The sequence below is a fragment of the Rhizobium sp. BK512 genome, from assembly GCF_014194915.1.
Lineage (GTDB): Bacteria > Pseudomonadota > Alphaproteobacteria > Rhizobiales > Rhizobiaceae > Rhizobium.
Genome location: NZ_JACIAS010000006.1, coordinates 492112 through 510508 on the forward strand (window position 1 = coordinate 492112; position 18397 = coordinate 510508).

The following is an 18397-nucleotide window of genomic DNA, read 5'->3' on the forward strand; positions in this document are numbered from 1 at the left end:
CCAGCGCGCCTAAGCCCGCCAACTTCTTCAGTCCGCTTTATACGAGAGCTTCCGCCATGGCATCTGCAAAGATACGCGTCATTATCGTTGGTGCCGGCGTTGTCGGCGCTTCGCTTGCCTTCCATTTGGCCCGGCGTGGAGCCACTGTCCAAGTCGTGGATGAAAATGAGCAAGCCGGCAGCGGCGTGACGGCACGGGCCTTCGGCTGGGTGAATATCATCAATGTCGTGCCGGGAGCCGTCAATTACGGCCTCGTGCAGCAGGCGCTCGCCGACTATACCCGCCTGCAGTCCGATCTGCCGGATGCCTTTGTCGCCGCGCGTCCCGGTTCCCTGTTCTGGCTCAAAAGCACTGCGGAGACCGAAGACTTCGCCGCAGCCCATCGCGCCGAAGGGACGGATGTCGAACTGGTCGATGCCGCAAGGATCGCAGCATGGGAGCCCAATCTGCTTGAGCCTCCCGCCTGCGCGATCTTCTCGCCTCGCGATCTCGCGCTCGATCCTGCAAGGCTGGCGCGGGACCTGATCGATGCCGCCGGCGTGCCCGTCACCTTCGGCCGGAAGGTCGAAAGCCTCATCCTTTCGGGCGATCGGGTGCGTGGCGTACGTTCGGCCGATGGTACGATCGAGGCCGATCTCGTGATCCTCGCAGGCGGAACAGCGGTCGACCGCCTGACGGAAAGCGTGGATTTCCAAACGGGCGTCGAAGCCTCACCCTCGATCATCCTGCGCTATAGGTGCGCAGAGCCTGTCGTGAACCGCATTCTCCGCGGCCCCGGCCTGGAAATTCGCCAATCAGCGGACAACATGTTGCACGTCGCCAAGGGCTATATCGATGATTCCGCGGAGAACGCACCGGAAGAGGTTGGTCAGCGGATCTTGAAGATCATGCATGAGCGCCTGCGCCTGCCCGAAGGCGTCTCATTGGTCGAGGCTGCTGCCGGTTACCGCCCATTCTTCTCCGATGAGATGCCGCGGCTCGGTTTCCTGCCCGGCATCGAGGGCGCCTATGTCGCCGTCGGTCATCCCGGCGTCATTCTCGCACCGCTGCTCGGACGGCTTGCAGCAGAGCATGTGCTGGAAGACCGGCGCTCGCCGCTCATCCCATGCGCCGGCCTGATATGAAAAAAGCGGACCCGTGGGTCCGCTTTTCGTTTTGGTTTCAAGCTTTTACTTGCCGGGCTCGAAAACCATCGCATGCCCGTTAATGCAATAGCGAAGGCCGGTCGGCGGCGGTCCGTCCGGGAAGACGTGGCCGAGATGGGCCTCGCAGGTGCCGCAGCGGATTTCCGTGCGCACCATGCCGTAAGTCGTGTCGCTGTGTTCGGTGACGGACTCCGGAGAGACCGGCTCGAAATAGCTCGGCCAGCCGCATCCGGCATCGAACTTCGTGTCGGAGCGGAAGAGCGGCGAATTACAGCTGACGCAGCGGTAGAGACCGGTCTCGAAGGAATCCCAGTAGGGACCGGTAAAGGCGCGTTCGGTACCGTGCTGGCGGGTGATACGGTACTGCTCGGGAGTCAGCAGTTCCTTCCATTCGGCATCGGTCTTGTGGACTTTTGGTGTGGTGGTCGTTTCGGCCATGGAGTGCTCCTTTCGCCGATGGGGGCAATCTCTTTTCGTGCGCAAATGTGGTGCGTTGAGCGCAATTGATCAAGACTGGGATCGCGCCTCCGGGAGCTGAACCTGGGGGCATCGCACGTGATCGGAGATATTTCTGCTCTCGATACGCCCCTAAGCAACGAGCAAAGCCTGTATCCTGGGGCAGGAGACCACGAGATCACACAGAACAGCAAATTCATTCGCGTCGTGAGGCGCAGACGCAAGCCCAAACCAGTTCTGCCCTTTTTCTCGTGGCGCCCACACGAGCCGTTGCTCCAGAAGATAGATGCCGTAAACGACATCGATCGAGTCGCTTCCGGTTAGCCCGAGGCACGTCCGAATGCTATAGGCGGTGAGAGCGGCGTTCAGCACGATCGCAACCTCGACCAGTGCTGCGCGATAGCCCGGTTGGCGAATGACCTCCACTCCATGAGCCCTTTCCAGCCAGGTCGCTGCGAGCTGGACGATGACGAGTGTGCGGTCCACGATGCACCGCAGATCCTTCAGCGGCACGATATGCATGTATTTGGCGGGCTGCAAATAGACATCGACTGCCGTAGAAACGGCGCCGCACCGGCTGTGGCCAAGAACCACGATAGACTTGAGACTATCCCCGAGATGGCTGATCGCATAGCTCAGGCTCCCCACGACATCATCTCCGATGCCGTTGCCGGCGGTCCTGACGACGAACAAGTCGTTCGGGCCCTCGGAAAAGACTAGCTCGACAGGAACACGGGCGTCGGCACAGCCAACAATTGCCGCGAACGGTTGCTGAGCTGGTGCCCCGCTGCCCCTTGGATAAAGGCCGAGATCCCGCGGGTCGATATCGATACTTAATGTTGTCGCCTTGGAAGATCCGAATCGGGTCAGGAGTTCGGCGAAAGCCCGATTGCCAGCCTCGAGCCGCAAACGGGCAGCATCTGCATCCTGCGGCAGGGGCCTGTGTGGCGCATCGAACGCGAACCGATAGATCACTTCGGCCAGCAACGCAGAGGTTTCACACGAATGGTCTTCTGTAGAGCCCTTTGCCATGTCGACACCCCCCTGCACAGACAGATCCGGCGGCTGCGCGCAGTTTGTCGTTGAAAGGACGTGGTCGCTGCGCGCAGTTGCCTTGGCTAACAGTTATAGACACCTGCCGCGCATCGCCTTGCGCTCCTGCGGGCAACGCCGGCGACGCTGACGGGTGTCAGCGGGCGCCCAACCCTGGCCTCTGCGGAAGGCATCAGGTTGAATTCGACCGGAAGTGCGCCGCGAAATTCGATGCTTGAGCCCCCGGCGACTACAGCAAGCAACGTGATAGCGATCCATTTAAGCATGCCGTCTCTCCTTTCAAGTTCGATCATTTCATGGAGAATATTTCTGGCAGTTCGTCAGCGTCAGGAAGCTTGCTCAAATCCCGCTTTTGAGCCCCGTCGGGCGCCTTGAAGCTGAAGTCGCCTGCCGCCACGTCCGCCCCTGCCTTCCATGACCGTATGTCAATCGTATATTGCGGAAAGCCTGCGACCTTGGTGCTGGTAACAACGTAGCGGCAAGGGTAGGGGTTCTGTCCCTGGGCAATCCAGATTTGCCAATCCACCCCTTCCTTGGTGCGAAATGCCAGGTGATCGCATTCCTCGCCGCGTATTACGCCACTCCCGAGATCCTTGACGTCGGTGACCTCGGACATGAGCGCGTCGTAAGGGTGTGACATCAAGATGTCGCCGGCCGGCAGCGGCCGATGGAATTTGTCCCGCAAGGCGTCGATCAGCTGGTCGGTCGTTCCGGGCACTTCCGTCTGAGCGTAAAGGTTGGCGTCCTTCCCGAGAATCGAGAGTGTCTTGCCGTCGAAAACGATTTCGACGTTAGCGAAGCCGCCCTGGCGTGTGACGTTCAGCTTGTCGGGCCGATTGAGCTTCACCGCGCCGGAGCTTGCAAGGGCCAGTTTCTGCTTCTGTTTGGTAACGACCTCCAGGCTCGTGTCATATTCGAAGGAGATTGCGTCCTGCGCTGCCATGTAGTCCGACATCGCCTTTAGCAGGCTCTTCGCCTGTGTGTCGTCGGCCTGGGCGGACGTCGCGCAAGTCAGCGCCGCCAGGGCAAGCCCAGCGGCAAGCAGGCGGGCATTCTGAAAGGGGTTTTCCGATCGAGATCGCATGGGTGTTTCCTCCGCTAAGATAGTGAGAAGACGACCCGCGTGGCTCAAACAAACGCGCGGGATGGACTGTCCTACAGCGCTCGTGTGGCCCTCGCTGAGACGGTCCACCAGCGACTTTCGGCTGAAGTAGCTTGCTCCCTCAAAAAGACTGCATTGCAAAGATTGAAGATGCCAAGGAGAGCAGCGCAGCGACGCACCACGGCAATGCTGCCGGCTCCAGTCCATGCCTAGCTGCCGCTCTTTTGCTCCAAATGGCGTTGCAGAGCGGCATTCATGCTAAAAAAGAGGCGCTCACGGCCGAGCTTGTCGGCGAAACCGGAGGCGCGTAGATAGTCGAGTACATCGGAATTCAATCCTGCGAGCCACACGGTTATGCCCTGGGCAGTAACGCGGCGTTCGCTCTCAATCATCATCTGGAGAGCGGAATACTCGATGTCAAAGACCCCGCTCATATCGAGTGCGAGCACTTTCGGTTTGTATTCGGCTACGAATGCCTGAATCTGATCCGCGACTTGCTGGACGTTGGCGAAAAACAACCGTCCCTCCGGGCGCAGTATCAGCAGACCATCAAATGTTTCGTCGTCAGGATGGTCCGAAGACAGCGGCCGGAGCACGTCAGTGCCCGGCTTGCGGCCGATGACGTAAACTTTCGGTTTCGCCGACTGACTGGCCAAACCGATCAGCGAAAGAACGATCGCGACGACGATGCCCTGAAGCGTACCGAACACGAGCACGCCGAGGAATGCCGCCAGTGTCCAGCGAAATTCCATTCGCCGCACCTTGCGGATGGCCGCAAATTCCGCCGGAGCGATGAGGCCGACCGAGTAGATGATCACAATCGCGGCGAGAACGGCCTGTGGTAGCAAGCCAAGCAGCGGCGCAAGGAACAGCATGGTGGCCGCAGAAGTCGCAGCAGTGACAAGCGAGGCCGTCTGGGACCGCCCGCCCACTGCGCGGACGACCGCCGTCTGCGAAGTGCCACCACCTGCGGGCATCGAGCCGAAGAATGCGCCAACCACGTTGGCCGTGCCTGTCGCGAGAAGTTCGCGGTTGGGCCTGATTGGGGGCTCGGACGGTGCGGCAAACGCCCGACCCGCGGCAATCGTTTCGGTAAAACTCATCAGTGCGATGCCGAGCGCTCCGGGCAAGAGTTGCTCGACCAAACTGGCGCTCGGGAGAGTGAGTGACGGCAGCGACCGCGGGATGAATCCGACTGTCGCGATACCCAAGGCATTGAGACCGGCGAGCCAGGATACCAGAATGCCCGCGCCGACGACCACGAGTGGGGCCGGAGAGTGGGGCCAGAGCCTTTCCATCATCCACAAGGCGATCAGCGCCACGGCTGCAATGGCCAGCGTAAGCAGCGACGTTTCGGGTATATGCTGGACCACGCTCATGATGTCGCGGAAAAAGCCCGCCTTTTCAATATGCACGCCCAGCAGTTTCGGTATCTGATCCAGTACGATCACCAGGCCGATGCCTGCTTTGAAACCGGTTAACACTGGCGATGAAATGAAGTTGGCAACAAACCCCAGGCGCAGCACGGAGGCTGCAATGAGGAGAGCCCCGGTCAACGCCACAAGTGTCGCAACGGCGGTGACCAGCTTGCCTGGATCGCCATCTGGAACGGCGGTTCCAAGCTCGGTCCCGGCCAAAATGGCAAGGGTGGTGGTCGAACTGACGCTTAGTACGCGTGACGTGCCGAGTAATGCGTAGACAATCATCGGCACGAATGCCGTATAGAGACCGACGCTCACCGGCAGCCCGGCAACCGTGGCATAAGCCATGGCCTTGGGCAGTACGACCGCAGCGGCGACAAGGCCCGCCATTATATCGAACCGAAGGCCAGCCGCGAACGAGGCACCGCCATCGTTTCTACTGACTGCCATGTGGGTTTCGTGGGACACGGCCACTGCTCCGATCGGAAATTCAGTCGCTTTCGTGACATTTCACCGGGCATTTTGACGATGTCACTATAGCCGCGTCCCGGCGTCAGCGGCTGTCTTGCTCCAGTTCAAAACCTTGTGCTCGCTTCGTAGAAACTCAATTGAATACACATGCCACGCACTCTGCCTCAGCAGAGTTGGATGTTTACTGGACGGGTGCGAACTAAAAGAGGTGTCATTATAACGTAAAATACGTGCGAAAAGAAGTGAGTATGGGGGTCGTTGCTTACATCTTTCTTGCGGTCATCGTAGGAGAACTGATGTTCTCTTGGGACGAAGGCCGTCGCCGCGGTTTTTTCGCCCGCCAATAGCCGTCTCGGCCTGTCCTGAGAGTGCCTGAGGATGGAAGCCTCGGTGTGATCAAGTCCCCAAAGCAGACTGTGCCGCTTCAGCGCCCCAATTGTCATCTACCCAATTCGGGGGAAGACGACGAATCACCCGTGCTTTATCTTTAGTGTTCCATTAAGCTTAATGCTGCGTGTTTCGGGGACAAACGGTGTTTCATACTCTGATGATTGTTCTGTACGGCGCAGTCGCCGCGATTGCCATGGGTGTGACCCTGCTGGAGGGCTGGGTCAATCATGATCGCTGGACGGTGTTCCGTATCGCAGGGCTGGTCGCCTGTCTGGTCTGGCCGCTGCCGCTCGCTTTCTTCATCCTGCACGGTTCCGTTTTGCGTCTCGCCACGCGCCTTTCCTGAACGTCAAGCCTGTGAACACAGCCCGCATCCATTGCGGGTTGTCGAAATTGCTTGAGGCTATCAGCCGATTCACCTAAGCCTTGGAAAAGGCTGATTGCCGACTTTCATCCGTGCTCACGGGGAGGGGACATGGCCGATGTCACGGCTCTGACATTTCTGGCCCTGTGTCTGCCGTTGATCGGCGCTCTTGCGGCTCCCTTTATCATTCGTGCCTTCGGCGCAGGCGGCGCCTGGCTGCTCGCCGTGGCCCCTTTGCTCGCCTTCCTGCATTTCCTGCGTCTCGTGCCGCAGATCGCTGATGGCGAAATCATAACCGGCGGCTATGACTGGGTGCCGGGCCTGGGCCTGCGTTTTTCCTGGTTCCTCGACGGATTGTCGCTCACCTTCGCCCTGCTCATCACCGGCATCGGCACGCTGATCGTGCTTTATGCCGGCGGGTATCTGAAGGGCCATCCGGATCAGGGCCGGTTCTTCTCCTTCATCTTCCTCTTCATGGGCGCAATGCTCGGCGTCGTGGTGTCGGACAGCTTTCTGATGTTCTTCATCTTTTGGGAGCTCACCTCGATCACCTCCTTTCTGCTGATCGGCTTCGACCATGAACGGCAGGCGGCACGGCGCGCCGCTTTGCAGGCACTCGTCGTCACAGGCGGGGGAGGGCTGCTGCTGCTTGCCGGCTTGCTCCTGCTCTGGGGGCAGACAGGCGTTGCGCAGCTGTCGGAACTGATGCAGTTCGGCGATGTCGTCAGAGGCAGCCCGCTCTATTTTGCCACCCTGTTGCTGGTGCTCGGCGGCGCTTTCACCAAATCGGCACAGTTTCCATTCCACTTCTGGCTGCCGAACGCCATGGAGGCGCCGACACCCGTTTCAGCCTATCTGCATTCCGCCACCATGGTGAAGGCCGGCGTCTATCTGCTGATGCGGCTGAACCCGGTTATGGGCGCAACACCCGCATGGGAGGTTCTGCTGCCGGTCTTCGGCGGCCTGACGCTCGTCACCGGCTCGGTGCTTGCGATCCGACAGACGGATCTGAAGCTGAAGCTCGCCTATACGACGGTCTCCTCCCTTGGCCTGCTGGTGCTGCTGACCGGCTTCGGATCGGATTATGCCATTGAAGGCGCAGTGCTCTATCTGGTGGCGCATTCGTTCTTCAAGGGCGCGCTTTTCATGGTCGCCGGCATCATCGACCACGAAACCGGCACGCGGAATATCACGCGGCTGCGGGGCCTGCGAGGGGCCATGCCGCTGACCTTTGCGATCGCTATCGTCGCCGCACTTTCCATGGCCGGTTTGCCGCCTTTCTTCGGTTTCCTCGCCAAGGAGGAAATTTATACGGCTATCGTCGGCAGTGATCTCTATCCTGTCCTTGCCACCACCATCGCCGTCCTCGGCAATGCGCTGATGTTTGCGATCGCCTTTGCGGTGGGGCTGAGGCCTTTCGCCGGCAGGCTGGTGGAGACGCCCAAACATCCGCATGAGGCGCCGGTCCTGCTTTGGCTCGGCCCTGCCGTCCTTGCTCTGGCAGGTCCGCTTGCTGCAGTCTTTTCCGGCGTCACCCACAGTGCGATCTCCTCGCCCATGGCCTCCGCTATTGCTGGCGCTCCCAAAGAGGTTTCCATTTCGCTGACCCCGCATATCGGCCTGCCGCTTGCCTTGTCGTTGCTGACGATCGTACTCGGCATCGCTGTTTACTGGCAGCTCGACCGTAGCAGGGCTTTCGTCGCCTACGTGCTGCACTCCGCACGTGGCCCGGATCGCGGTTTCGATCATTTCATCGCCGGACTTGTCCGTTTCGCCCACGGTTTCATCGGCATCGTCCAGCCAAGGCGGCTGGATATCTACGTCGCCTGCACATTCCTCTGCGTTGCCGCAATCCTGCTTGTACCGCTCGTCATCAATGACGGGCTGCCGCCAGGCTTTGCCTGGCCTGCAGACCTGCGCCTGCGCGAAGCGGGCATCATGGTCATCGCCGTACTCGGCCTTGTCGCCGTGCTGATCGCCCGCGACAGGCTGACGGCGATCGTATCGCTCGGCATTCAGGGTTTTGCCGTCGCGCTGATCTTCCTGCTCTTCGGCGCCCCGGATCTCGCCTTCACCCAGTTCATGGTCGAAACGCTCGCGGTCGTCATTCTTGCCCTCGTCATGACCCGTCTGCGCCTGTCGCCGACCGATCCGCGCCACGGCGTCCGCCGCTTCTTCGATATCGTGCTTTCACTCGCCTGCGGTCTCGGCTTCGCGCTGCTTTTGATGCGCGCCACGCAGACGCCGTTCAACACGGCGCTCAGCGATTTCTTCAATGCCCATTCGAAGCTGATCGCCCACGGCGCCAATGTCGTGAACGTCATCATCGTCGATTTCCGCGGCACTGACACGCTCGGCGAAATTGCCGTCGTGGCGGTGACAGGCCTCGCCATCCTTGCGCTGATCCGCATCCGCGGCAACACGGAGCGCCGGCTGGCGACAAACGATCCGGATGCGGAGGAGGCATGAGACAGGTCTCGTTGGAATCTGATTCTGTCCTCGCAGCGAATGCAGCGTTCGAGGTATCGCGAGACGTTACCGTTTCCCCTCATTCCTGTGCTGGTCACCGGAATCCAGCCTGCCCAAGTCCTTGGGCAGGAGAGACTCTTTGGTTTGCTGCAAATGAGTCATTCACGACGCAGACGCGTCGTGGCTGGATTCCTTTGACAAGCACAGGAATGAGGGAGGTTGGTAGACGTCCCCGGCCTTCTCAGGCTCTTCGTGGAGGCACGCGATGAACACCCTCATCTTCCGTACGGTCGCCCCCTTCATCACCGCGCTGATGCTGCTTTTTTCCGTTTTTATCCTGCTGCGCGGCCACAACGAGCCGGGTGGCGGCTTCATCGGCGGCTTGATCGCCGCTTCGGCTCTGGCGATTTACGGCATTGCTTTCGGCGTGGACGCGGTGCGCCGGGCGATCCGCTTCCATCCATTGGCGATTGCCGGCTTCGGTCTCTTGCTCTCTTGCCTCGCCGGCCTGATCTCGATCTTCTTTGCCGTGCCATTCATGACCGGCCTTTGGGTCTATCCCGTCCTGGCAGGTGTGGAAGTGCCGCTCTCCAGTGTCATGCTCTTCGATCTCGGCGTCTATTTCGTGGTGCTCGGCGCCGTCGCTTCGATCGCGCTGGCGCTGGAAGAAAGGGAGCTGGACTGATGGAAGCGCTCTTTGCCATTCTCGTCGGCCTGTTCTTTTCGGCCGCTGTCTATCTGATCCTGTCGCGCTTCTCGATCCGCATCATGCTCGGCATCGCCATTCTCGGTAACGCCGTGAACCTGCTGATCTTCACGGCAGGAAGGCTGACTCGCGTCGTGCCGCCGATCATACCGGCAGGTGCCGACTCGTTGCCATCAGGTGCGGCCAATCCGCTGCCGCAGGCGCTGATCCTGACGGCCATCGTCATCTCCTTTTCTTTCCTCGCTTTCTTGCTGGTGCTGACCTACCGCGCCTATCAGGAGCTCGGCACAGACGATACGACCCGCATGCACGATGCCGAACCAGAAGACCGGCCGCTGCCGCCTTTGGGGTATTGATCGTGAGCAAGATGCGGATGCTCAGTGCCCATGCGCCGACCCTCGCGGGAGGCACCCACTAATGGCCGCTCCCGTCACCGACCTCTCGGCCGCCATGGTCACCGCTCCCGTCCCGTCCGCCCACTGGCTGGCGATCCTGCCGGTCGTGCTCTGCATCAGCCTCGGTGCGCTGCTCCTGATGCTGCGCAGCCTTCCGCGCCTGCAGGCATGGATCGCAATTGCCGGCCTCGTTGTCCTGCTGCTCCTTGACGCTGCTCTCCTGCAGCAGGTCGTCGGACACGGCCCGCTCACCATGGTCATGGGCCGCTGGCTGCCGCCCTTCGGTATCGCCTTTACGGTCGATGTCTTCAGCGCGCTGATGGCGCTGGCCGCAGCGGTCGCTGCCCTGGCAGCCGGTATCTATGCCCTGTCAGATACCACCGAAAGCGGCCGCCGATACGGTTTCTTCCCGCTGCTGATGCTGCTGATGGCAGGCGTCACCGGCGCCTTCCTGACCGGCGATATTTTCAACCTCTACGTCTGGTTCGAGGTGCTGCTCATCTCCTCCTTCGGCCTGCTGATCCTTGGTTCCGAACGGGCGCAGATCGATGGCGCGCTGAAATATGCGGTTCTGAACCTTATCGCCACGACGCTGTTCCTCATCGCCGTCGGCATCCTCTATGCGAGTTTTGGCACGCTCAATATGGCCGATATCGCCGAGCGGGCAGCAGGCTTGAGCGGCACGGCGCCGCTGATGACGCTCGCTTGCCTCTTCCTGCTCGCTTTCGCCATGAAGGCTGCGGCCTTTCCGGTCAATTTCTGGCTGCCGGCCTCCTACCACACGCCGCGCATCGCGGTTTCCGCACTCTTTGCCGGCCTCCTGACCAAGGTCGGCATCTATGCGCTGCTGCGCGTCCTGGTCATGCTGCTGCCGGCCGAGCGCGATGAACTCAGCCTGCTGATAGCTGTCGTCGGAGCCCTGACTGTCCTCGTCGGCGCACTCGGTGCACTCGCCGAAACCGACCTGCGTCGTCTGCTCGGCTATGTGGTGATCTCGGGCATCGGCAATATGCTGATCGGTGCAGCACTCGGCACCGCCGAAGGCCTCGGCGGCGCAGTCTTCTATGCGCTGCATTCGGTAGTGCTGATGACGGCGCTCTATCTTCTGGCCGGCGAAGCGGGCAGGCGAGGCGGCTCATTCTCGCTGGCCGCGCTCGGCGGCCTCTATCGTCAGAATGGCTGGTTCGCGGCGATTTCGCTGATGCTGCTGCTGGCCGCCTGCGGCCTGCCGCCCTTTTCCGGCTTCTGGCCCAAGGTGTTGCTGGTCAAGGCCTCGCTCGATGTCGGCGCGTGGTGGCTGGCGGGCACGATCCTGCTCGGCGGCTTCCTGTTGACGATTGCCTGCGGCCGCGTCTTCCTGTTTGCCTATTGGCGTCCCGCGTCCCCGGCGCTCCCTCCGGTGCGGACCGGCTGGACGGCCGGTCTTCCGCTTGCGGCATTGACGATCCTCGTCATCGGCATCGGTGTCCTGCCGGAACAGTTGCTGCAACTCGCGCGCTCCGCCGCCGACGGGCTTGCTGATCCCTCCGCCTATATCTTCTCCGTCTTTCCGGAAGGGACCATACGTTGACAGTCCTGTTCCTCAGCCTGCCGCTTGCCATCGCCTGGGTCGCCGTAACCGGCAGCGCCTCGCCGCTTAATTTCGTTCTCGGCCTCGCCCTGTCGCTGCTGTCGCTCGCAGTCGTGCGCGAGGCCTTCGCCGGCCGTTCGCCGCCGCGCCGCATCCGCCCTTGGCACATCTTCCTGCTGGTGGGGCTTTTCCTTTGGGAACTGGCACTTTCGGCCTGGCGGGTGGCATTGACGGTGCTTTCGCCGCGTATGCAGCTGGCGCCCGGTATCCTCGCATTCCCGCTGACGGTGAGAACCGATTTTGAGATCACGCTCCTTGCCAATCTCATCACACTGACGCCGGGTACTCTTTCGGTTGATGTTTCCGAGGACCGGCGCACGCTCTATGTGCATGCGCTGGACTGCGCCGATCCTGCCGCGGTCAGGCGCGATATTGCTGGCGGTTTCGAGCGCCGTATCATGGAGGCCTTTGGATGATAACGCCTGCCGCCATCGTTTCCGCCGCCGCCATCGCAGCCCTCGGTATTCTCTGTATTGCGCTTTTTGTGACCGTCTGGCGCGTCATTGCCGGCCCCACTCTTCCCGACCGCATCCTGGCGCTCGACATGATGACGGGCATCGCCATTGGTTTCATTGCCGTCGTCGCGGTGCGCACCGGATTTTCGCTTTACATCGATATCGCCATCGCGCTCGGCCTCGTCGGTTTTCTGGCGACCGTCGCCTTCGCCCGTTTCGTGCTCTCTCGGAGAGCCGTGGCATCTGGGACGCAGGGGAGAGGCGAATGATAATGGACTATGCGCTTGCTATCGTCACTGCGGTCCTGCTGCTGGCAGGTGCCTTCTTCGCCCTGGTGGCCGCGATCGGTATCGCGCGCTTGCCGGATCTCTACACGCGCATGCACGCCGCTTCAAAAGCCGGCACGGTCGGTTCCGGTTTGTTGTTGCTTGCTGCCGGGCTTTATTCGGGCGAACTTGCTGTGCTTGCAAGAGCGTTGGCCGGTTTCCTCTTTTTTATCCTGACTGCACCGGTTTCTGCACACCTTCTTGCGAGAGCTTCGCATATATCAGGACATTTTCCGGCCGATATCTCAGTACGTGACGATATGCGAATGCGCTGAGGGCGAGGGCTACTCAGAATTTTAAGCAATTTTACGCAAACTTATGCACTGGAAGCACGAGTAAAGCTTGCTGAACCGCTGACCAATTCTTTGTGATGGATTTTTTTTCTAGGAAAATCACAATTAATAATTGGCCTTTTGCGAAAACGATGCTATTTGAAAATCCAAGTAGAGTTCTGATTGTGAATTAGAATCGTACTGCTTCCAGGTCTCCTAGCCTTGTTTGTCAATGTCTAACTGGGTGACGGCCTGGAAGAATACGTAGTAGCTCACCGTCAGGCAGTATTGGTGCAGAGTACGGTCTTCGGAATCTAGGGGTGGATTCCGGTTTTTCGAAACAAAGGCTGTAAGCTGCTCTTTTGGTGTTTGGCTCTACGACGAGGGTTCTTTGTCTTTTTGGGAGAAGGACCGTTTGAGCATGCTAACAGGAGAAAGAATATGACGGATATGGCGACCGGCAATGCGCCGGAGCTGCTTGTGGAACTGACGGCCGATATCGTCGCGGCCTATGTCAGCAACCACGTTGTCCCGGTCAGCGACCTGGCTAATCTGATTTCCGACGTACATTCGGCACTGAGCAACACATCCGTACCGCAGCCGGTGGCAGCGGTCGTCGAAAAGCAGAAGCCTGCAGTTTCTGTCCGCAAGTCCGTGCAGGACGAGCAGATTACGTGCCTCGAATGCGGCGGCAACTTCAAGTCCCTGAAGCGCCACCTGATGACGCATCACAATCTCGCGCCGGAAGAATATCGCGAGAAGTGGGACCTGCCTGCCGATTACCCGATGGTAGCCCCGGCCTATGCCGAAGCGCGTTCGCGCCTTGCGAAGGAAATGGGCCTGGGACAGCGCCGCAAGCGCGGCCGCGGCTGAGTATTGCACCGCTGCATGATAAAGAGCCGGGCCTGTTGCCCGGCTTTTTTTGTATTTACCGGTCGTCTCTTCCGGTGATTTCGGCTCTCGTCATCTATCTTCAAAAAAAGCGCGGCAAAAAATGTCGGTCCCGCGATTGCTCATCCGTCTCTAAAGCATGTCGCGCAAAAGTGCGCAGCGGTTTTGCGATAACGACGGAATGATATGAAAGATCGAGGACGGGCGGGCACTCATGCCGCCGCAAACAAGAGGAGAAGAGACATGCGCGTAATGGTCATCGTCAAGGCGACGGCAGACAGTGAAGCGGGCATCATGCCCACGACTGAGCTTCTGGGGGCTATGGGCAAGTATAACGAGGATCTGGTCAATGCCGGCATCATGATGGCGGGTGAAGGCCTGCATCCTTCTTCCAAGGGAAAGCGCATCGCGTTCGATGGCCCGAAGCGCATGGTCATCGACGGCCCCTTCGCCGAGACCAAGGAACTGATCGCCGGTTTCTGGCTGTGGCAGGTCAAGGATATGGACGAAGCCGTCGAGTGGGTAAAGCGCTGCCCCAATCCAATGCTCGGTCCGAGCGAGATCGAAATCCGTCAGGTGTTCGAAGCGGCCGATTTCGGCGAGGCCCTGACGCCGGAGCTTGCCGAGCGGGCCGAACGTCTCGGTGAGAGGATGACAAACGGCAAATAACGAATCGGCAAGATCAGGTTCGGCGCCCGGCGTATTCCTCCGTGCGCCGAACCGTCTGGTCTCAAGGCTTGTTTTCTCGTGCGGATCGCACCTGTCAGGCGGTCGCCCGCACGCGCGCTTCCTCTCGGATGCGGTTGACCATCGAGCGCAAGCCGTTCGAGCGCTGCGAGGAGAGATTTTCAGTCAGACCGATCTTTGAGAAGGTCTCGAAAGCATCGAGCGAGGCGATCTCGGCAGCAGTCTTTCCGGAATAGGTGGCAAGCACGATGGCGACGAGGCCGCGCACGATATGCGCGTCGGAATCGCCTTCGAATGTCATGACCGGATTGTCGGGATTGCCTGCTGTATGCGTTACCAGCCATACCTGGCTGGCGCAGCCCATCACCTTGTTCTCGGAAGTCTTCTTCTCGTCTGCCAGTTCAGGCAGCGCCTTGCCGAGTTCGATAACGTAGCGGTAGCGGTCTTCCCAATCGTCCAGGAAGGAAAAGTCGTCGATGATCTGGTCGAGGGTCGCCATGCTTGTTCAGGCCTTTCACTATTATCAGTTCATATAGGCGAAGCGACCGCAGATTTGAACCGTTAAAAAGAAACGCCGTGAGGGATGGGCATCCTCACGGCGCAGCAAAGTGCTGAAATAAACAGGGCAGGCACGTCAGGCATGGGGCATCTCCGCGTCATGCGGACCACCGATGCAAGCTGGGGTGCGGGCGGGGTGCCCGCGAAATTCGTCAGATCGCCGGTTTCGGCGTCGGCAGCGGGATCGACCCGGCCGGAATGGTTCCGGTTACCACACGTTCAGCCGAAGCGCCGTCGTCCACCGGTGGGCGGTAGGGCTGCGGCAGGTGCGGCATCGGCTGGTTCAGCGCGGCCTGAGCCTCGCGCATTGTATTGGTGATAGCCTCCGGCAGGGAAGGAGCGGCAAGCGCGACAGGCGCCGGCGGCACGGCCGTCTTTGCGGAGGCCATTTTGGAGTTGTCGTCCCTGAACTGGCTGTCGAGCAGTTCATAGGCGACACGGGCGCCTTCGCGGGCCCGGTAGCCGAGAGCCGTCAGGGTCTCCCCACCCTTGCTGCAGACCTCGGGCTTTTCGGAGCACATCCCGGTGATATAGACGTAAGCGCCGCTTGCCGCGGTGAAGGCGTCGGAAAGCTGCAATTGCGGGTGGCCGGCATTGTCGGAGCTCTCCGAAGAGAAAACGGAGAGAGCGACGAGCACAAGGCCAAACCAGAATGATCCTTTGATCAGAAACCACATTGTCTTGCCCATCCTGTTTTTCCCGTCCGGTCTTGTCGCCGAATCGGGCCGGTTGTCCGGTATGTCTGCACCTTACAGCCGAGTTGCGAATGCAGCTTTTCGAAACTCATCGGCATTTGCGGCAAATTTATCTCAAATTTTAATGATCGGTATTTTCGGGGCATTTCACTCAAATTCTAACGGATGTCGTTAAGCATGGTGGCAGCCGCTGCCTGCAATTGCTGGACTTTTGCCCCCCTGCTCTGCCACAAGAGTTAACGTGATGCTGAAATATGAGGAAAATCCAGCGCTTACCTGCTATTAACCACGAAATTGAAAGAGCCAGACAGATGGCCCAAAACGGGACTTTTAGCATTTTTGGGCTGTGGAAGGCGACTTTGCCTTATCCTTTCCTTAAGCCGCGGGGGCCTATTGTCCGGGTCAATGAAAGGCCTTTTCGGGCAGGTATTGCGTGCGTGTATTGAGTGACATTGGCGGTTGGGCGACAGCCCTCGTGGACCGGGCAGCTGCAAGCTGGCTTTCCCGCACGAGCGGCGGCGAAGCTGTGCGCCAGAGCGAGCTCACCATTCTGCGCCGCCTGGTCTTCCTCTCCTCTGCCGCTCTTGTCGCCGCTCCGGTTGGCCTCTCCATCGTTACCAGCCCCGCAGTTGCACTGCCGGCCGGCGTCGCCACGGTCTGCGCCGCCTTTCTTTTTTCTGCCGTCGGCAGCATTGCGCTCGCCCGCCAGGCTATCCCCCAGCACGTAGCCGCAGCCAGTGCCGACGATCTCTTCCTAGAGATGAGCCCGGGCCTCGTCCTCTTCCTTGATCCGCTTGGCAGCGTGACGATGGCGGGCGGCCGCGACAAGCGCGACTATCTCGCCTGGATGCGCGACCTGAAGGGCCGTGGCTTCTTCGAGCAGGTACATGTTTCCGATCGCATCCTTTTCCTGCAGGCGCTGGATGCGCTGCGCCAGGGCGAGGAAAAGGCGACCGTCGATATCAGGCTGGAGCGCCCCTCCGTCTCGCGCGATAACAGGCAATTCGCTTATCTGCGCATGGATATGACCGCACGGCGTGATGTCGACGGCATGCTTTCGGCCGTCATTGCCCAGTTGCATGATGTTTCGGTGGAGCAACGGCTTCGCGCCGAGGCGCAGACGCGCGCGGCAGATGCGGAATCGGCCAACGATGCCAAATCCCGTTTCCTCGCCGCCGTCAGCCACGAACTGCGCACGCCGCTGAATGCCATCCTCGGCTTTTCGGATATCCTGATCGGCGAATATTTCGGCAAGTTCGAGAACGAGCGCCAGCGCGAATATGTCGGCCTGATCCGTGAATCCGGTGCGCATCTGCTTTCCGTCGTCAATACGATGCTGGACATGAGCAAGATCGAGGCGGGCCGTTACGAGCTGATGCTCGAGCCTTTCGATATCGGCGCATCGATCCGGTCCTGCGAATCGATGCTGGCGCTGCAGGCCAAGAGCAAGGGCGTGACGCTCACGAACCGTGTCCAGCGCGGTATCGCAGAGGTCGTGGCCGATCAGCGCGCGCTGCAGCAGATCCTTATCAATCTTGTCGGCAATGCCGTGAAATTCACCGAAGCGGGCGGCGTGGTCACCGTCGATGCGGCCATGCGCGACGGCATTCTGAAGCTCACTGTCAGCGATACCGGCATCGGCATTCCTGCCGACAGGCTTGCCACACTCGGCCAACCTTTCGTCCAGATCCAGAACGATTATACCCGTCGATTCGAGGGCACGGGTCTTGGCCTGTCGCTGGTCAAAGGCCTTGTCGCCCTGCATGGCGGCAATTTCGCCATTGCCAGCCAGCCTGGCGAGGGCACGATCATCACCATCGAGATTGCGGCGGATGGTTCCGGAGCCCCGGCGGCAGAAAATGCCGGCCAGGTGGAAACGGTCGAGTTTCCGCCGCGGCTGAAGGGCGCGGCGGGTGCCGCAGAACTGGAAGAGGGGCTTTTCGATGGCCGCGCGCAAGCGAAAATCGCCTAAGGGCAGGAAGGGACGGCAGCAGCCGGGCCTTGTGATGACCGGTGCGGCAGCACTCGGCGGCATCGGCCTGCAGGGTGCGACTGCGCTGGGTGGCCTCGGTCTTCAGGGCGCCGGTGCGCTCGGCGGCGTCATCGGCCGCAATCCGTCGATTGCCGGCGGCACGATCGCCTTCGTCGTCATTTTCTCCTTCGTCGCTGCCAATGCGCTCTGGTATCAGCCAGGCGCGCATCCGCATCCGATTTTCCGCACCCGCGATCCGGGCGCGCCGACCGCCATAGGCTTCCGCCCGCAGGTCGAGCCGCAGGGGGATGTCACCACGTTCCGCATCGAGCGACCGGACGACGCCGCGGCAACGACCCAGACCACGCCGCCATCTGCCGCGGCCGGCCAGCAGCCGAACCAGCTCGTGATGGACATCCAGAAGGAGCTGATCCGCCGCGGCCTCTATAACGGCAATGCCGACGGCGTCATCGGCCCGCGCACCAGCGCAGCCATCCTTTTCTTCGAGGAAACGGTTGGCATGGCACAAAGTGGCGATGCGACGCCCGACGTGCTTGCGGCGCTCAGAACCGATGCAGTCGGTCCCTCGACCGTCCCCCCGGAGAAACCTCGGGAAGACGTGACGTCGAAGGCGACGGAGGAAGATCCCGTCGCAGCCGCAATCCGCAGTGCCGAAAAGACCGTCAAGACGGCGCCATCAGGGCCGAAACAGGTTCCGCTGTCAGGCATTTCCAGTGTCGATCTGGTGTTGAAGATCCAGAAGGGCCTGGTCAACATGGCCTACGCCAATGTCGGCGTCGACGGTGTCGCCGGCGAACAGACCCGCGCTGCCATCCGGCACTTCCAGAAACACTACAATCTCCCGGAAAATGGCGAACCCAGCGAAGCCGTGTTGAAGAAGCTCAAGGAAATCGGTGCGCTCTGAGCAATAACGGACTG

20 protein-coding genes are annotated in these 18397 nt (G+C 60.5%); 13 read left to right on the forward strand and 7 right to left on the reverse strand.

The window, feature by feature from the left end; genetic code table 11:
* The first annotated feature begins 56 nt into the window (after nt 1-56).
* Entirely contained in the window at nt 57-1124 is a 1068-nt protein-coding gene (locus FHX06_RS23030) for an NAD(P)/FAD-dependent oxidoreductase (RefSeq protein WP_183881006.1), read from the forward strand.
* A gap of 45 nt (nt 1125-1169) precedes the next feature.
* On the opposite strand, the gene msrB is transcribed toward FHX06_RS23030, so the two are convergent.
* From msrB to FHX06_RS23055, 5 genes are all read right to left on the reverse strand, one after another.
* Nucleotides 1170-1583, reverse strand: coding sequence for a peptide-methionine (R)-S-oxide reductase MsrB (gene msrB / locus FHX06_RS23035; RefSeq protein WP_112970944.1), 414 nt, complete (start codon nt 1581-1583; stop codon nt 1170-1172).
* Nucleotides 1584-1733: 150 nt separating this feature from the next.
* Nucleotides 1734-2633 carry a carbonic anhydrase gene (locus tag FHX06_RS23040; RefSeq protein WP_113209993.1) on the reverse strand — a complete coding sequence of 300 codons (900 nt, stop codon included), beginning with the start codon at nt 2631-2633 and terminating at the stop codon, nt 1734-1736.
* Nucleotides 2634-2719: 86 nt separating this feature from the next.
* Nucleotides 2720-2920: a hypothetical protein gene (locus FHX06_RS23045; protein ID WP_029616223.1), complete on the reverse strand. Its 201-nt coding sequence runs from the start codon at nt 2918-2920 to the stop codon at nt 2720-2722.
* A gap of 23 nt (nt 2921-2943) precedes the next feature.
* Nucleotides 2944-3738: a DUF2092 domain-containing protein gene (locus FHX06_RS23050; protein WP_113209992.1), complete on the reverse strand. Its 795-nt coding sequence runs from the start codon at nt 3736-3738 to the stop codon at nt 2944-2946.
* Between the two features lie 227 nt (nt 3739-3965).
* Nucleotides 3966-5627, reverse strand: a complete 1662-nt coding sequence (locus FHX06_RS23055) for a SulP family inorganic anion transporter (protein WP_246715619.1) — start codon at nt 5625-5627, stop codon at nt 3966-3968.
* Between the two features lie 553 nt (nt 5628-6180).
* Here FHX06_RS23055 and FHX06_RS23060 point away from each other — a divergent pair.
* The 10 genes from FHX06_RS23060 (at nt 6181) to FHX06_RS23105 (ending at nt 14215) form a co-directional block, all read left to right on the forward strand.
* Entirely contained in the window at nt 6181-6384 is a 204-nt protein-coding gene (locus FHX06_RS23060; protein ID WP_029616312.1) for a hypothetical protein, read from the forward strand.
* A gap of 129 nt (nt 6385-6513) precedes the next feature.
* Nucleotides 6514-8871, forward strand: a complete 2358-nt coding sequence (locus tag FHX06_RS23065) for a putative monovalent cation/H+ antiporter subunit A (protein WP_113209991.1) — start codon at nt 6514-6516, stop codon at nt 8869-8871.
* A 265-nt stretch (nt 8872-9136) separates the two neighbouring features.
* Nucleotides 9137-9556 (forward strand): Na+/H+ antiporter subunit B, encoded by a 420-nt coding sequence (locus FHX06_RS23070; protein WP_113145913.1) that lies wholly within the window; start codon nt 9137-9139, stop codon nt 9554-9556.
* Nucleotides 9556-9933: a Na+/H+ antiporter subunit C gene (locus tag FHX06_RS23075; protein ID WP_113209990.1), complete on the forward strand. Its 378-nt coding sequence runs from the start codon at nt 9556-9558 to the stop codon at nt 9931-9933. Before FHX06_RS23070 ends, FHX06_RS23075 begins: the two co-directional genes overlap by 1 nt.
* A gap of 61 nt (nt 9934-9994) precedes the next feature.
* Entirely contained in the window at nt 9995-11542 is a 1548-nt protein-coding gene (locus FHX06_RS23080) for a Na+/H+ antiporter subunit D (protein ID WP_113209989.1), read from the forward strand.
* A complete protein-coding gene (locus FHX06_RS23085) occupies nt 11539-12018 on the forward strand; it encodes a Na+/H+ antiporter subunit E (RefSeq protein ID WP_113209988.1) in 480 nt (159 codons plus the stop codon). Before FHX06_RS23080 ends, FHX06_RS23085 begins: the two co-directional genes overlap by 4 nt.
* The gene (locus FHX06_RS23090; protein WP_029868902.1) at nt 12015-12326 is read left to right on the forward strand and encodes a cation:proton antiporter; all 312 of its coding nucleotides are present in this window, start codon (nt 12015-12017) and stop codon (nt 12324-12326) included. Before FHX06_RS23085 ends, FHX06_RS23090 begins: the two co-directional genes overlap by 4 nt.
* Nucleotides 12326-12658 carry a monovalent cation/H(+) antiporter subunit G gene (mnhG, locus tag FHX06_RS23095; RefSeq protein WP_029868903.1) on the forward strand — a complete coding sequence of 111 codons (333 nt, stop codon included), beginning with the start codon at nt 12326-12328 and terminating at the stop codon, nt 12656-12658. Before FHX06_RS23090 ends, mnhG begins: the two co-directional genes overlap by 1 nt.
* 438 nt (nt 12659-13096) lie before the next feature.
* Complete coding sequence (locus tag FHX06_RS23100; RefSeq protein WP_007821525.1) at nt 13097-13528, forward strand: MucR family transcriptional regulator; 432 nt, start codon at nt 13097-13099, stop codon at nt 13526-13528.
* 261 nt (nt 13529-13789) lie between these two features.
* Nucleotides 13790-14215: a YciI family protein gene (locus FHX06_RS23105; RefSeq protein WP_112970588.1), complete on the forward strand. Its 426-nt coding sequence runs from the start codon at nt 13790-13792 to the stop codon at nt 14213-14215.
* 94 nt (nt 14216-14309) lie between these two features.
* Here the strand turns inward: FHX06_RS23105 and FHX06_RS23110 are convergent, their stop codons facing one another.
* Both FHX06_RS23110 and FHX06_RS23115 read right to left on the reverse strand, forming a co-directional pair.
* Nucleotides 14310-14732: a SufE family protein gene (locus FHX06_RS23110; protein WP_113209986.1), complete on the reverse strand. Its 423-nt coding sequence runs from the start codon at nt 14730-14732 to the stop codon at nt 14310-14312.
* A 211-nt stretch (nt 14733-14943) separates the two neighbouring features.
* Nucleotides 14944-15468, reverse strand: a complete 525-nt coding sequence (locus FHX06_RS23115) for a DUF5330 domain-containing protein (RefSeq protein WP_113208214.1) — start codon at nt 15466-15468, stop codon at nt 14944-14946.
* Between the two features lie 451 nt (nt 15469-15919).
* Here FHX06_RS23115 and FHX06_RS23120 point away from each other — a divergent pair, with 451 nt between their 5' ends.
* Both FHX06_RS23120 and FHX06_RS23125 read left to right on the forward strand, forming a co-directional pair.
* Nucleotides 15920-17458, forward strand: a complete 1539-nt coding sequence (locus FHX06_RS23120) for a sensor histidine kinase (RefSeq protein ID WP_183881008.1) — start codon at nt 15920-15922, stop codon at nt 17456-17458.
* Nucleotides 17430-18383, forward strand: coding sequence for a peptidoglycan-binding protein (locus FHX06_RS23125; protein WP_113209984.1), 954 nt, complete (start codon nt 17430-17432; stop codon nt 18381-18383). Before FHX06_RS23120 ends, FHX06_RS23125 begins: the two co-directional genes overlap by 29 nt.
* Nucleotides 18384-18397 lie beyond the last annotated feature (14 nt).

What these genes read in the sequence shown, in the direction of transcription:
- FHX06_RS23030 (WP_183881006.1), top strand. Translation starts at nt 57, where the DNA reads ATGGCATCTGCAAAGATACGCGTCATTATCGTTGGTGCCGGCGTTGTC.
- msrB (WP_112970944.1), bottom strand. Translation starts at nt 1,583, where the DNA reads ATGGCCGAAACGACCACCACACCAAAAGTCCACAAGACCGATGCCGAA.
- FHX06_RS23040 (WP_113209993.1), bottom strand. Translation starts at nt 2,633, where the DNA reads ATGGCAAAGGGCTCTACAGAAGACCATTCGTGTGAAACCTCTGCGTTG.
- FHX06_RS23045 (WP_029616223.1), bottom strand. Translation starts at nt 2,920, where the DNA reads ATGCTTAAATGGATCGCTATCACGTTGCTTGCTGTAGTCGCCGGGGGC.
- FHX06_RS23050 (WP_113209992.1), bottom strand. Translation starts at nt 3,738, where the DNA reads ATGCGATCTCGATCGGAAAACCCCTTTCAGAATGCCCGCCTGCTTGCC.
- FHX06_RS23055 (WP_246715619.1), bottom strand. Translation starts at nt 5,627, where the DNA reads ATGGCAGTCAGTAGAAACGATGGCGGTGCCTCGTTCGCGGCTGGCCTT.
- FHX06_RS23065 (WP_113209991.1), top strand. Translation starts at nt 6,514, where the DNA reads ATGGCCGATGTCACGGCTCTGACATTTCTGGCCCTGTGTCTGCCGTTG.
- FHX06_RS23070 (WP_113145913.1), top strand. Translation starts at nt 9,137, where the DNA reads ATGAACACCCTCATCTTCCGTACGGTCGCCCCCTTCATCACCGCGCTG.
- FHX06_RS23075 (WP_113209990.1), top strand. Translation starts at nt 9,556, where the DNA reads ATGGAAGCGCTCTTTGCCATTCTCGTCGGCCTGTTCTTTTCGGCCGCT.
- FHX06_RS23080 (WP_113209989.1), top strand. Translation starts at nt 9,995, where the DNA reads ATGGCCGCTCCCGTCACCGACCTCTCGGCCGCCATGGTCACCGCTCCC.
- FHX06_RS23090 (WP_029868902.1), top strand. Translation starts at nt 12,015, where the DNA reads ATGATAACGCCTGCCGCCATCGTTTCCGCCGCCGCCATCGCAGCCCTC.
- FHX06_RS23100 (WP_007821525.1), top strand. Translation starts at nt 13,097, where the DNA reads ATGACGGATATGGCGACCGGCAATGCGCCGGAGCTGCTTGTGGAACTG.
- FHX06_RS23105 (WP_112970588.1), top strand. Translation starts at nt 13,790, where the DNA reads ATGCGCGTAATGGTCATCGTCAAGGCGACGGCAGACAGTGAAGCGGGC.
- FHX06_RS23110 (WP_113209986.1), bottom strand. Translation starts at nt 14,732, where the DNA reads ATGGCGACCCTCGACCAGATCATCGACGACTTTTCCTTCCTGGACGAT.
- FHX06_RS23115 (WP_113208214.1), bottom strand. Translation starts at nt 15,468, where the DNA reads ATGTGGTTTCTGATCAAAGGATCATTCTGGTTTGGCCTTGTGCTCGTC.
- FHX06_RS23125 (WP_113209984.1), top strand. Translation starts at nt 17,430, where the DNA reads ATGGCCGCGCGCAAGCGAAAATCGCCTAAGGGCAGGAAGGGACGGCAG.